Origin of the sequence: Chitinophaga sp. CCNWYY40 (genome assembly GCF_037483205.1) — a bacterium.
Lineage (GTDB): Bacteria > Bacteroidota > Bacteroidia > Chitinophagales > Chitinophagaceae > Chitinophaga > Chitinophaga ginsengisegetis.
Map to the genome: position 1 here is coordinate 198,005 of NZ_JBBHLF010000004.1, position 13,892 is coordinate 211,896.

General features: G+C 49.1%; 12 protein-coding genes. 5 read left to right on the top strand and 7 right to left on the bottom strand.

The annotated features are described in order from the left end of the window. Window positions 1-15: 15 nt before the first annotated feature. A complete protein-coding gene (locus V7S65_RS15725; RefSeq protein WP_079469013.1) occupies window positions 16-984 on the top strand; it encodes a YpdA family putative bacillithiol disulfide reductase in 969 nt (322 codons plus the stop codon). A gap of 41 nt (window positions 985-1,025) precedes the next feature. On the opposite strand, the gene murB is transcribed toward V7S65_RS15725, so the two are convergent. Beyond that, entirely contained in the window at window positions 1,026-2,042 is a 1,017-nt protein-coding gene (gene murB / locus V7S65_RS15730) for a UDP-N-acetylmuramate dehydrogenase (RefSeq protein ID WP_336387213.1), read from the bottom strand. A 73-nt stretch (window positions 2,043-2,115) separates the two neighbouring features. Between murB and V7S65_RS15735 the strand changes: the two genes are divergently transcribed. After that, entirely contained in the window at window positions 2,116-2,778 is a 663-nt protein-coding gene (locus V7S65_RS15735) for an oxidoreductase (protein WP_336387214.1), read from the top strand. Between the two features lie 33 nt (window positions 2,779-2,811). Next, window positions 2,812-4,782, top strand: a complete 1,971-nt coding sequence (locus tag V7S65_RS15740; RefSeq protein WP_336387215.1) for a DUF3857 domain-containing protein — start codon at window positions 2,812-2,814, stop codon at window positions 4,780-4,782. A gap of 3 nt (window positions 4,783-4,785) precedes the next feature. Here the strand turns inward: V7S65_RS15740 and priA are convergent, their stop codons facing one another. From priA to V7S65_RS15755, 3 genes are all read right to left on the bottom strand, one after another. Then, window positions 4,786-7,224, bottom strand: a complete 2,439-nt coding sequence (gene priA / locus V7S65_RS15745; protein WP_079469017.1) for a replication restart helicase PriA — start codon at window positions 7,222-7,224, stop codon at window positions 4,786-4,788. After that, the gene (locus V7S65_RS15750) at window positions 7,221-7,988 is read right to left on the bottom strand and encodes a lysophospholipid acyltransferase family protein (protein WP_079469018.1); all 768 of its coding nucleotides are present in this window, start codon (window positions 7,986-7,988) and stop codon (window positions 7,221-7,223) included. Before V7S65_RS15750 ends, priA begins: the two co-directional genes overlap by 4 nt. Before the next feature lie 73 nt (window positions 7,989-8,061). Further along, window positions 8,062-8,496, bottom strand: coding sequence for a DUF4258 domain-containing protein (locus V7S65_RS15755; RefSeq protein WP_168771473.1), 435 nt, complete (start codon window positions 8,494-8,496; stop codon window positions 8,062-8,064). Between the two features lie 80 nt (window positions 8,497-8,576). Between V7S65_RS15755 and mtaB the strand changes: the two genes are divergently transcribed. Further along, window positions 8,577-9,866, top strand: coding sequence for a tRNA (N(6)-L-threonylcarbamoyladenosine(37)-C(2))-methylthiotransferase MtaB (mtaB, locus tag V7S65_RS15760; RefSeq protein ID WP_339545995.1), 1,290 nt, complete (start codon window positions 8,577-8,579; stop codon window positions 9,864-9,866). Here the strand turns inward: mtaB and V7S65_RS15765 are convergent, their stop codons facing one another. From V7S65_RS15765 to V7S65_RS15775, 3 genes are all read right to left on the bottom strand, one after another. Further along, entirely contained in the window at window positions 9,867-10,475 is a 609-nt protein-coding gene (locus V7S65_RS15765; protein WP_336387217.1) for a DinB family protein, read from the bottom strand. It lies immediately after the preceding gene. Window positions 10,476-10,544: 69 nt separating this feature from the next. Continuing rightward, window positions 10,545-11,183, bottom strand: a complete 639-nt coding sequence (gene aat / locus V7S65_RS15770; protein ID WP_336387218.1) for a leucyl/phenylalanyl-tRNA--protein transferase — start codon at window positions 11,181-11,183, stop codon at window positions 10,545-10,547. 8 nt (window positions 11,184-11,191) lie between these two features. After that, window positions 11,192-11,500 carry an ATP-dependent Clp protease adaptor ClpS gene (locus V7S65_RS15775; protein WP_079469023.1) on the bottom strand — a complete coding sequence of 103 codons (309 nt, stop codon included), beginning with the start codon at window positions 11,498-11,500 and terminating at the stop codon, window positions 11,192-11,194. A gap of 105 nt (window positions 11,501-11,605) precedes the next feature. Here V7S65_RS15775 and V7S65_RS15780 point away from each other — a divergent pair, with 105 nt between their 5' ends. After that, window positions 11,606-13,750: a cation:proton antiporter gene (locus tag V7S65_RS15780; RefSeq protein WP_235015889.1), complete on the top strand. Its 2,145-nt coding sequence runs from the start codon at window positions 11,606-11,608 to the stop codon at window positions 13,748-13,750. The last annotated feature ends 142 nt before the right edge of the window (window positions 13,751-13,892 follow it).

A 13,892-nucleotide genomic window follows, 5' to 3' on the forward strand; every position in this document is an offset into this window, starting at 1 on the left:
ATAAAATATGATTGTATGACTGCTGCGTTTGATGTTTTGATTATCGGCGGAGGACCTATTGGTCTGGCCTGTGGGTTGGAAGCCAAAAGAGCGGGACTGAGCTATATTATCCTTGAAAAAGGTTGTGTGGTGAATTCCCTGTACAACTACCCGTTGTACATGACTTTTTTCTCTACCTCTGAGCGGCTGGAAATTGGTAATGTTCCCTTTGTGTCCATCAACCCGAAACCTACCCGGCCGGAGGCGCTGGAATATTACAGAAGGGTGGCCACTTCGCATGAACTGAATATAAAACTGTTTGAAGAAGTGGAGCAGGTAACGCCTAACGCCGGCGAATATACGATTACTACCAGAAAAAGTGTTTATCATGCGCGGCATGTAGTAATTGCCACCGGCTTTTACGATATCCCCAACCTGCTGAACATACCCGGCGAAGAGCTTCCCAAAGTAACACACTATTACAAAGATCCTCACTTCTACGCCACACAGGACGTAGTAGTGATAGGCGCGCATAACTCCGCCGTAGATGCCGCACTGGAAACTTACCGTAAAGGCGCCCGCGTAACAATGGTGATCCGCCAGGAAGACATTGGCTCCCGCGTAAAATACTGGGTACGCCCGGATATTGAAAACCGTATCAAAGAGGGCTCTGTCAAAGCATGGTTTAATTCATCGCTTACCGCCATCCGTGATAAAGAAGTGGATATTGCCACCCCCGATGGTCCTGTTACCATTGCCAATGATTTCGTTATCGCCATGACCGGCTACCAGCCTAATTTCAGCCTGCTGCAAAAGTCCGGTATTGCTTTATCGGATGATAAGCTCAAACTACCTGCGTATAATCCGGTAACGATGGAAACCAATATGCCGCGGATTTACTTAGCCGGCGTTGTTTGCGGCGGGATGAACACGCATGTGTGGTTTATTGAAAACTCGCGGGATCATGCGGAGAAGATTATGAAGCATATAAAAACGAATGCGTAGAGCAGCGGAACGGAGGTAACACCTCCGTTCCTGTAATGCTTCTAAATAATATTCACTTCCCTCTCCAGCTCCACCCCAAACTTCTCTTTTACACTATCCATTACCTCCTGGGACAGGTGGTAAATTTCGCTTCCCTTTGCATGACCGTAATTCACCAGTACCAGCGCCTGCCGGGCGTGTACGCCGGCATCGCCGTTACGGTATCCTTTCCAGCCGCATTGTTCAATGAGCCAGCCGGCGGCCAGCTTGAAATGTTCATCTGCCACGGGGTAGGCTACCATAGCGGGGAACGCTGCATGCAGTTGTTCATACACGGCTTTGGTAACGGTAGGGTTTTTAAAGAAGCTGCCGGCATTCCCTATTTCTGCGGGGTTGGGCAGTTTGGAAGAACGGATGTTTATCACTGCCTGGCTGATGGCCTGGATAGAAAGCTCCTGCACATTCATACGCTGGAGTTCTTCATTGATAGCGCCGTAGCTGGTATTAAAATGGGGTTGTTTGCTTAACCGGTAAGTAACGGATAAAATGGCAAACTGGTTTTTGTATTCTTTTTTGAAGATGCTTTCGCGGTAACCGAAATGACAATCGGCATTATTGAAAGTAACGATGCTATGATCTTTCAGGTGAAGGGCTTCCAGCTCATGAAATACATCTTTTATTTCCACGCCATAGGCGCCGATATTCTGCATGGGGCTGGCGCCTACATTACCTGGTATCAGGGAGAGGTTTTCCAGGCCGGCGAGGTTTTGCGCGATGCAGTGTTGCACAAACCCGTGCCAGTTCTCTCCTGCGCCTGCTTTCACATATACGTAGTCGTTATCTTCCCCGGTAACCGTGATGCCTTTGATTTCATTTTTCAGCAGCCAGCCGTTAAAATCCTGTGTGAACAGGATATTGCTGCCGCCGCCCAGGATCATCTGGGGCAGGCCGTCCTGCTGTTGATGTTCTGTGAACGACTTCAGCTCTTCCGCGGAGGAAAAGGACGCGAAATAACGTGCAGTGGCATTGATACCAAAAGTATTATATGATTTGAGCAGAACATTTTCTGATACCTGCATAATAACTTAAATTTATGGTCAGCAAAGATAGCCGCAAATCATTTAGAAATCATAAATCCTATAATCCAGTTTCATGAATAAAACGGCGATTGTAATAGGCGCAACAGGACTCACCGGCACCCACCTGGTGGCAGCCCTGCTGCATGATCCTGCCTTCAGCAAAGTGAAGGTACTGGTGCGGCGGCCCTGGGCGCATGCCAGGCCAAAACTGGAAAGCATCATTGTGGACTTTGAAGATGAAGAGAGCCTGGCGACGGCGCTGCACGGGGACATTCTCTTTTGCTGTATCGGTACCACTATCAAAAAGGCCGGCAGCCAGGAACGTTTCAGGGCGGTGGATTATGATATTCCTGTGAAATGCGCCAGGATTGCAAAGGAACAGGGCATCACCCAATTCCTGCTGATGTCTTCTGTCAGCGCCAATCCTAACTCCCGCAACTTTTATTTGCGTACAAAAGGAGCAACAGAAGAAGCCATTCAGAAAGTGGGTTTCCACAGCGTGAATATCTTCCGGCCTTCGGTGCTGATAGGTCAGCGTAAAGAATTCAGATTCGGCGAATGGATCGGCAGATATCTTATCCAGCTTTTTTATTTTTTATTACAGGGAAGATGGAAAAAATACCGGGGCATCAAAGCGGCAACCGTTGCCAATGCCATGATCATAGCAGCAAAGGAGAATGATGAAGGCGTAAGCATCTATGAATCGGATGCTATTCAGAGCATGGGCGAGTCGTGAAAATCCGGAATTTGAGTCTTATCTTTAACCCGTATGAAAAAATGGGTCCTTCTTCTGGCTGTTGCAGGTATTGCAATACTGCCGCTATCTATGCAGGCGCAGGTAAACAGCTACTTTCCTGAGATATGGAAAGATAATCCACAGCTGCATACCACTCCATCTACCGATGCTCCTTACACGATCGTTGATTACAGAATGGTCAGGGATTTTAATGTAAGTCCGCGTGATAAAGCACAAGCCACTTCGCACTATAAAACACTGTACAAAAATATAAAGGTTAACACACAGCGTGCAGCGGATAGCCTTACCCGCCTGGTAATGTCGATGGAGCCCAGCGAAGCCTTGCGTGGCTTGCGTATCCGGGTGATACATCCCGGTGGCACCGTGACCAACCTGAACGAGCAGGTGAGGATGATTGAAATGGACCGCGAACGGAAAGCAATAGTGGCTAACAACCTCGTGCTGGAAGCCGGCTGTGAAATTGAGTATGAGCTGAGCCTGAAAGTACAGTACGATTACGCCGGCACCGACTACCTGCAGTCCGGCATTCCCTGCAACCAGCTTAGCTTTGTGCTGATAGCGCCAAAAACGCTTGATTTTGTGGTGAAGCCCGGCGCCGGTTTACCCGCGTTGCAGGACAGTATTGCCGGTAACAACCACTACTACCAGTTAAGCATGCAGAATATGCCGGCGCTTCCCAACAGCGACCTGTATTTTTACCTGCCGCAGCTGAAACGGATTGATTTCGGATTGAAGCAGGCAATAGAAGGAAAAGATACCGTACGTATGACCTGGCAAAAGTTTGGGGAAGATAGTTATATCCCCTTTGTGGCGGTATCAAAAGCAGAATATAAGCAACTGGAAAAAGAATTACAGAAGTGGCCTTTCCTGAAACAACGGATTCCTGTTCCGCAGATGATCTACCTGGTAGAACAATTTATCAAATCCAATTACCGGCTGGTAGAGCCTTCTGAAACCGGCGAAACGGTAGATATCATTTCCATTATCCGTAATAAGCAGGCAGAGAAAGCAGGGTTTACCCGTTTGATGAATGCCGTGTATTATATGCTGAATATTCCCACGCAGATATTGTTCACCACTTCCCGCGACAGTTTACTGATGGACAGCCAACTGGTGTACCGGCAGCTGCCCACCAATGTATTGCTGTATTTCCCCGGATTGCAACAAGCATTGGCGCCAACGGAAACGAATACACGTTTTCCGTGTTACCCGTCGCTGTGGACCGGCATTCCTGCATTGCGCTGCCGTGATACGCTGGTGGCGGGAGAAAGCAAAGTGCTGACCGATTTTATTCAAACACCCGCGCCGCCGTATACCCTGAGTAACATTACCACTGAGGCCACGCTCCGGTCGGTAACAGATCCTACCTGGGATGTAAAGCAATCTTTTGGCGGCTACCCTGCATCTAACCTGAAAACAGCCTTTGGCGGTACCGGCAGCACACCGGAAGGCCGGCTGCAGGTATACAACGCCATCCTTCCGTTTGAACCGGGTATCCGGAAACCCACGGAAGTGAAAGCAGAAAACGAAGTGTTTAATAACCGCACCCTGGATAAACCTGTGTTGCTGAACAGTACGTTACTTACCACATCTTCCGTAGAAAATAAAAATAACAGCATTGTTATCCACGTTGGTCCTTTACTGGGTGGTAATATACCAGTGGATATCCCGCTTCCACCGGGCGATCTGCCGGTGCAGATTACTTTTCCTTATTACCAGGAAAGGCGCGTGATCGTTCCCCTGCCGGCGGGTTATAAAGTAGCGAACAAAGAAGATTTTTCGGCAGAAATAAATGATAAAGGAGCTGATCCTGCATTGGGTTTTAAAATGCGGTGTGAGCTGGACGGCAATCAACTGCGCATTTTTGTACTGGAGTGGTATAAAAAAACAGATTTCTCCGGAAGCAGTAAAGCCGTATTCGGGCAGTTGCTGGAAAGGATCCATACGCTTCAGCAGCAGGACCTGGTACTGGTGAAAGAATAAATTCTACACCCCGTCTACATCCGGAATAATTACTACGGAACGGAATCTTTTTTCCGTTTTCAGTTGAATAATGAACTCCTGCAATACCCTTTTGATATGGGTGATCAGCCTGGCTTCACGCGGCAGTTTGATCAGCATTTCCTGCAAATAGTTATTGCGCACTCTTGCTACCAGCGGAGCTGCCGGTCCTACCAGTTGTGCGCCGATATGCGGCTGCAGCCAGCTGGCCAGGATCTGTGCGGCCTGTTCTGCTGTTTGCTGGTTTTTATGCCGGATGGTGAGTTTCAGTAAACGGAAAAAGGGCGGGTACCCAAATACCTGCCGTTCAGCAATTTCTGCTTCAAACATGGCCTTATAATCGTGCGCCATTACATAATGCAATACCGGGTGCCGGGTGTTGCTGGCCTGGATCAGTACTTTTCCCAGCCCGTTTTTACGGCCGGCGCGGCCACTAACCTGTTCCATCATCTGGAAGGCCCTTTCGTTCACCCTGAAGTCGGGGAAGCCCAGGAGATTATCGGCGCTCAGGATCCCTACCAGGTTTACGTTTTCAAAGTCCAGCCCCTTTACCACCATCTGTGTGCCCACGAGAATATCTATACTGCGGTCTTCCAGCAGCTGAATAAGTTTATTGTGGCTGTCTTTGTTCCTCACCGTATCCACATCCATACGGGCTATGCGGGCTTCCGGGAAGGCTACCTGGAGGTCGTCTTCTATTTTCTCGGTACCAAAACTTTTTGGTTCAATAGTTTGCGAGCCGCAGGCGGCGCAGGTATGTACATATGGATATCTTGTGCCGCAATAGTGGCAGTGCAGCTTATCCTGGTTTTTGTGATAGGTGAGAGATACATCGCATTGTTTACAATGCGGGATCCATCCGCAGGTGGTGCATAACAGGAAAGGCGCGTAACCGCGGCGGTTCTGGAACAGGATTACCTGTTTGCCCTCGGCCATACTTTGTGTGATGGCGACTTTCAGGGCGGAGGTAAAATGGCCGTCCATTGTTTTCTCCGCCATTTCTTTTTTGATATCCACTATTTCTATGGCGGGCATTTCCACGCCGCCATAGCGTTCATTCAGTTCAACAAGTCCATATTTTCCCTGTTGGGCGTTAAAATACGATTCCAGGGACGGCGTGGCAGAGCCGAGCAGCACTTTAGCTTTAAAGAGGCCGGCATAATAAATAGCCGCATCCCTTGCGTGGTAGCGCGGGGCAGGGTCCTGTTGTTTATAGGAGGCATCGTGCTCTTCATCAAGGATGATGAGGCCCAGGTCGCGGAAAGGCAGCAACAGGCTGGAACGGGCGCCCAGTATAATTTGCAGCTCCCCGGTTTTTACTTTGTTCCATATTTCCACGCGTTCGTTGTTATTGAACCGGGAGTGGTAGATGCCGATGCTGGCGCCAAAATGTTTCTGCAGGCGGCGGATGATCTGCGTGGTGAGTCCTATTTCGGGCAGCAGGTACAGCACCTGTTTGCCGGTGGCCAGGCACGCTTCCATCATCTTCACATATACCTGTGTTTTACCGCTGGAGGTAACGCCGTGGAGCAGGGTTACCTGTTTATCTTTAAAGTGTGTTTGTACTTCTGCGAGGGCCGTTTCCTGTGCAGGGCTCAGGTCGAAATCGATCTGCGTATCTACCTTACCGGTAGGAATACGGTCTACCGTACGTTTCTCCACCCAGAGGATGTTTTTGTCTACCAGTCCTTTTAGCTGGGCGGTAGTAGCGCCGGATTTTTTCAGCAGTTCTTTTTGCAGTACAACGCCCTGTGTTTTCAGCAGGTGAAGATAAGCGAGTAGCAGTTCCATCTGCTTGGGTGCGCGGCCCATATCATTGAACAATGCGGCCAGTTGTTCTTCTTCCTGGTAATCTGCATGTAATTGCACATAATTCTCCTGTTTCTCCCGGTATACTTCTTTCAGTTCTTCATAAACCAGCAGTACTTTTTTCTCTATCAGTGTTTTGATAACAGAGTATACTTCAGATTTATCGAGAATCATCTGTACTTCTTCAATCCGCAGTTCTTTACGGATGAGCAGTGCTTCCGCAATGAGGTATTCATCATCGCTGAGGGAAGTAAAGTCGTCGCCGAAGGCATCGTTGAAGAGCAGGAGTGTTTCGCTGGAAAGCTTGAGATGGGCGGGCAGTGCGGCATTCAGCACTTCTCCTTCCGTGCACATATAGTAAGCGGCTACCCAGGTCCAGAAGGCTAACTGGGTAGGATATACGATAGGCTCGGCATCCAGCATATCCAGCAGTGGCTTGGTTTTATACAGGGGAGCCTGTTCGTGAATGGCTTTCACGATACCGGCGTATTTCTTTTGTTTTCCCAGCTGTACAGCTACCCGGCTTCCTACCTTCAGGGTGGACATATTTTCAGGAACCGCGTAAGTATAATTTTTTGGTAACGCCAATGGCAATATTACATCTGCGTACTTCATCCTATTGGCTGCAGGGTTGGATATTTGTGATACTTGCGTAATTCGGTGTCCATTGCATCAAACACCTGTTGTTTAAGGGTATTGATATCATCGAGTGTCATTCCTGTTACGGGTATTGGCGGCAGGAATACCACGCGGCATTTGCCGGGGGAGATGTGCATAGGTCCTTTATGTGGTAAGCGGTGGCCTGCATCGAGGTACAGTACCGGCTTAATTGGTTTTTGCAATTCGATGGCCATCCGGAACGCGCCGTTGTGAAAGGGGCGTAACGGCTGATCGGTGTCGTTGGTGGTGCCTTCCGGGAATACGAGGATGGAGATGCCGGCTTTGAGGGCGGTCATCATTTCCCGTACGCTGCGGGCCCTGGCGGCTGCGCTGGAGCGGTCCACCGGTACCACAGAATTTTTATAGATAAAACCGAAGAAAGGAATTTTAGACATTTCTACTTTTCCCAGCGGGCGGAAAGGGAGGCGCATTACTTTTACGGCGATGGCAGCATCGAGGTAAGAGCGGTGATTTACCACATAGATGCAGGGCTCGTTGTCGCGCTCACATAAATATTTACGGGTTACCCACATGCCAACCAGCGGGAACCAGGTATGGGCCCAGAAGCGCAGGAAATAAAATATAATGTTACCTCCTTTCTGCCGGCCCAGTAAAGAGGCCAGGAAAATGGGCGGCAATATTAAAAACATGATGCCCAGGAAAGTGGCGGCGGCGTATATCACATAAATAACACGCAACGGTTTCAGTAAAAAATTCATAAACGCCTCGGAAGGTTTAATATGGCGGAAAACTACGAAGAAAATTACTAATTACGTGGAACCGGGCGCCGATTTAATCGCAGTGACAAACCCAGTCCTTATCCAGGTCGATGCAGGTAATTACTTTGGCGTTCTGTGAATCGCAGGGCGCAAAAACGATCCGCAGGTGCTGGCCTTCGCTGGAATAGCCTTCCAGGGCATAGGTTGGGCAGGGATGGTCTTCCGGGTTGGACTTTTCCGGGTTGATCTTACCTTCTGCCAGGATTTCCTCCACTTCGGCGGTTGTCACCTGACGGCAATCCATCCGACAAATGGCATGTTTGGTATATTCAAGATGGGCATGCCGGTTAATAACTTCGCCGGCAATAGCGGGACTGTTAGAGTTGCTACGGGCTACCACGGGGCGGCTGCCTGTGGTAGGGGCTGTGGGCGCACTTTTCCACCACTTCTGCTGCCAGCCGGCAAGCAATAAGATGGATAAAAGGAGAACGGGAAGGTACTTTTGCATTGATTTCATAAAAACAATAGAACGCCGCGCAAAATAGTCAAAAATTCCTTACCTGACTATGACATAAAAAGTTCCTACCTTTGCTTCCCTTTATGGAACAGGTAAAAACAGTAGCATTTCATACCCTCGGCTGTAAGCTGAATTTTTCAGAGACCTCCTCAATAAGCAGGTTGCTGGAACAGGACGGGTTTGTAAAAACGGATTTCGATGGAACAGCGGACGTATATGTGATCAACACCTGTTCTGTAACAGACAATGCCGATAAGGAGTGCCGTATGCTGGTACGCCGTATACAGCGCCGCGCGCCGGGCAGCATGGTAGTAATTACCGGTTGCTATGCCCAGCTGAAACCCGCCGAAATTGCGGCTATTGAAGGGGTGGACCTGGTTCTGGGCGCCGCCGAAAAATTCAATATCGCCGAACACCTCAAAACACTCACCAAAGGAGACAGCACTAAAATCTGCTCCTGCGATATCGACGAGGTAAATAGTTTCCATGCTTCCTATTCTCTTAACGACCGTACCCGCACTTTCCTGAAAGTACAGGACGGCTGTGATTATACCTGTGCCTTCTGCACCATTCCAATGGCCCGTGGCAAAAGCCGCAGCGACAGTGTTGCCAATGTGGTAAAGCATGCGCAGGACCTGGCCGCTACCGGTGTAAAGGAAATTGTGCTCACCGGTGTAAACCTGGGTGATTTTGGTAAAGGCTTTGAAGGGGGTAAGAAAAGAGAAGAAACCTTTTTTGAACTGGCGCAGGAACTGGATAAAGTGGAAGGTATTTCCCGCTATCGCATTTCGTCTATAGAACCTAACCTGCTCACTAACGAGATCATTGAATTTGTAGCCAACAGCCGCAGGTTTATGCCTCATTTTCATATTCCGCTGCAAAGCGGCAGTAACGAAATCCTGGGGCTGATGCGCCGCCGTTACCGCCGTGAGCTGTATGCAGAAAAAGTAGCCCTGATCAAACAATTTATGCCACACTGCGCCATCGGCGTGGATGTGATCGTAGGCTTCCCGTCTGAAAGCGATGCGCATTTCCGCGAAACCTACGACTTCCTGCATGAACTGGATGTATCTTATCTGCACGTATTCACCTACTCAGAACGCTCCAACACCAGTGCACTGGATATAAAACCGGTAGTACCTGTTCATATCAGGAACGAACGCAACAAAATGCTGCGTAACCTCAGCCACAAAAAACAGCAATACTTTAACGAACAACACCTCCATCAAACGAGGAAAGTGCTGTTTGAATCGCTGGGTAAAGATGGTATGATGGAAGGTTACACCGATAACTACATCAAGGTAACCACTCCTTTCCGCCAGGAATGGCACAACCAGCTGATCGACTGGGATCTCCGGTAATTATTTCGGGAAGCCGGGATCTGCTTTTACTTCCTGCAACTGCTGTGTATGCCGGTTGGTATGCGCTGCATCCAGCAACAATAACTGGTAAGCATCGATAGGCCCCAGCGCCGGATGATCCATGATGTGATCACGCATGACGTCTTTTGTGCTGGTTACATATTCAATCAGTTTATCCCGCTGGTCTGTGAAAGCTTTTATAGCTTCTGCATTGGAGGAATAGCTGTGTTTGGGAATACCGGCTTCAGACGCCTTTACTTTGTGGCTGCGGTCTTCCACATTCTTAATGAGTTGTTCATCGGTAATTTTGATATCCTTTCTTCTTTCAGGATTGGCGGGTTGCTGTACCAGGTGCTGCTCCCCTTCCATGATAGCTTTTTCAATCTGCATGATGTGCTCCACGCACTCGATCACTGACCAGCGATCCGGCGCAGGCTTATATTCCAGTTGTGCATCGGTGAGTCCCTGTACATCCTTCAGGAGCTGATCTTTTGTTTGTTGCAGCTGGGTGATCAGGAGGGTTCTGTCTTCCCTGACGCTGGTCCCAGGCCGGAAAGCAGTGACCGCAGAAAAGACAGCAATAGCGAGTAACAGCGCTAGTTTTTTCATCGTGGATAATATTTTAAGTGCCAGTAAATGGGGGGTAATAGTAAGTAAGAAGAAAGATAAGTAAGTAAGTTACGAAAAACCGATGATCTCCAGAAATTCCTCCCGGGTAATAAATCCTGCGCCCAGTGAGGCCAGGTGGTCGGTATGTACCTGGCAGTCGATCATTTCCAGCTCGTGTGCATAGGTTTGTACAAAGGTGATAAAAGCCGCTTTGGAAGCATTGCTGACGGTAGCGAACATCGACTCACCAAAAAAGAAAGGGCCTGTTTTAACACCGTAGAGGCCACCCACCAGCGCTTCATTCCGCCAGCATTCCACCGACATAGCGTAGCCTGCCTCGTGCAACCGGATATAGGCTTCCTGCATTTCGCGGGTAATCCAGGTACCGGTTTGCCCTGCCCTGGGAATACTGCTGCAGCGGGCAATTACGCCTGCAAAATCTTCATTGAACGTAATCCGGAACTCTTTTTTGCGCAGCACCTGTTTCATGCTGGCGGATACTTTCAGTTCATCCGGAAATAATACGAAGCGGGGATCAGGGCTCCACCACTGGATAGGGGGCTCATCGTACCAGGGGAAGATACCGGAGCGGTAAGCAAGCAGCAATCTTTCTACAGACAGGTCACCACCCACGGCGAGTAATCCGTCCGGCTCGGAAAGCTGAACGGGCGGAAAAATCAGTTGCTTGTTAAGACGGAAAACGGACATATCAGGAATCAGCTGCCTGCCATTTCTTCAATAGTAACGCTTAATCCTCTCTCCTGCAGGGCTTCACACAGGGGGCGCAGTTTCAGGTATTCGCCCTGTTTTACGGCATACTTTCCATTAAAATGAATGATCAGCGCACACTGCTCTGCCTGTTCATGCGTATGACCGCATACCTCCATCAGTGAAGCAATGACCCAGTCGAATGTATTCACTTCATCATTCCAGACTACCAGGCTGAACGGAAACTGTTCATCTTCCGCCACCAGCACATCTACCTCTTCCTCTGGTAATCCTTTTGTACTTGTACGATCGCTCATCTTTAATAAAAGCTTTATGCAAAATTACATGGATTATTCGTTAATTTATCCATATTTAGCAGAGATCTGTTGATTTCAGGATACTTCCGAATTTAAAAAATGGTTATGATGAACGGACTGGTTTTATTGATGAATACGAATTTGCCGTTAAAAGATCCGGTGCCGATCTTTTCGCTGGTGTTGTTTATAATACTGCTGGCGCCTATCCTGTTACGTAAACTGCGGATACCGAGTATCATAGGGCTGATCATTGCCGGGATGCTGATCGGTGATCATGGTTTTAAAATTATACAGAAAGATAGTATCGATCTCTTTGCCAAAGCCGGGCTATTGTATATTATGTTCCTCGCTGGGTTGGAACTGGACATGACGGAATTCCGCAAGAACCGCTACCGGAGCATGATTTTCGGCGCCTTTACCTTCTTTATCCCCCTTACAATGGGGTTTGTGGTATGCACCTATGTACTGCAGTTTAATTTCATGGCCACGCTGCTGGTGTCCAGTATGTTTGCCACCCATACGCTGGTGGCTTATCCGCTGGCAAGCCGGCTGGGCATTACAAAAAATGAGGCCGTTACCGTAGCGGTGGGCGGTACCATTATTACCGACACGGCCGTACTGCTGATACTGGCCGTGATCACCGGTGCGCAGGCGGGCAACCTCAATACTTACTTCTGGGTACGGCTGGGCATTTCACTGGCCATTTTTGCCGCTATCATCCTCTGGCTGATGCCCATGCTTGGCCGCTGGTTTTTTAAGAAGATTAAGGACGATAAAACTTCGCATTTCATATTTGTGCTGGCGCTGGTATTTGCTTCCGCCTTCCTGGCCGAACTGGCAGGGGTAGAAGGTATTATCGGGGCATTCCTGGCCGGGCTGGCGCTGAACCAGCTGATCCCGCATACCTCACCGCTGATGAACCGGATTGAATTTGTGGGCAACGCTATTTTCATCCCGTTTTTCCTGATCAGTGTAGGCATGCTGGTAGACCTGCGGGTATTACTGAAGGGCCCTGAAGCCCTCATCATTGCCGGCGCGCTTACCCTGATGGCACTTAGCAGCAAATGGCTGGCCGCCCTGTTCACTCAACTGGTGTTTAAATACAGCGCTAACCAGCGCAAGGTGATCTTCGGACTCAGCAGCGCCCACGCTGCCGCTACCATTGCGGTAATACTCATCGGGTATAATATGCATATTGTAGATGAACATGTGCTGAATGGCACGGTGATCCTGATCCTCATTACCTGCCTGGTGGGCTCTTTTGTAACAGAAAATGCCGGCCGCCGGTTGGCCATACAGGAAGCAGAAGGCAAACCCGAAGCGGACGATCAGCCGGAACGCATACTGGTACCGGTTTCCAACCCCGACCGTATTGAGGCCCTGCTGGACTTTGCAGTAATGATTAAAGACAGCAACGCCCCTACTCCTATTTATCCGCTGGCCGTGGTACAGGATAATGAAGAAGCAAAAGAAAAGATCCATCTCACCAATAAAATGCTGGAAAAGGCGGTGATACACGCCGCTGCTACAGAAAGCGCGGTGCAGGTGGTAACCCGCATAGACCTCAACGTTTCCGACGGTATTACGCGCGCCACAAAAGAACTGCTGATCAGCGATGTGATATTGGGCTGGACCGATAAAACAAGCACCACCGACCGCTGGCTGGGCAACATCTTCGGTACCACACTTGATAACGTATTACAACGGGTATGGGAAACCGTGTACGTGTGCAACTTCCACTCGCCACTCAATACCACTAAAAAAATGGTGCTGGTAATGCCGCCCAATGCGGAATACGAGCTGGGCTTCCTGCATTACATGCAGAAAATGTTTATGCTGGCCAAACAGGCAGGCGCCAGGTTACTGGTTTTCTGTAATGAGAAAACGCAAACCATCACCACTGCTTTCGCGGAGCAGACAAAAATGAGCGTGGACCTTAGTTTCCGCCAGTTTGATACCATCGAGGATTTCCTGATCCTTTCCAGGGAAATAACCAGGGACGACCTGGTAGTGGTAGTCACAGCCCGTAAAAGCACGCTTTCCTATCATGCCTATATGGATGGCATTCCCGCTAAACTGGAACGTCATTTTAAAGACAATAATGTAATCCTGCTGTATCCTGAACAAAGGGAGTTTGATTCACTGGAAGCGGGCCTTCAATCCGAAGATCTGACGCTGGCGCCTATACAGGAGCAAATTGCGAATCTGAATAAACTGGGTAAAGCGGTGAAACGGATATTCAAGAAATAATGGATAGCCCGTAACGGCTAAACGCAAAAAGGTCCCGCATTGCTGCAGGACCTTTTTTATTTGTGTGTAGTGTGGGAGCTACTGGATTCGAACCAGTGACCCTCTGCTTGTAAGGCAGATGCTCTGAACCAGCTGAGCTAAG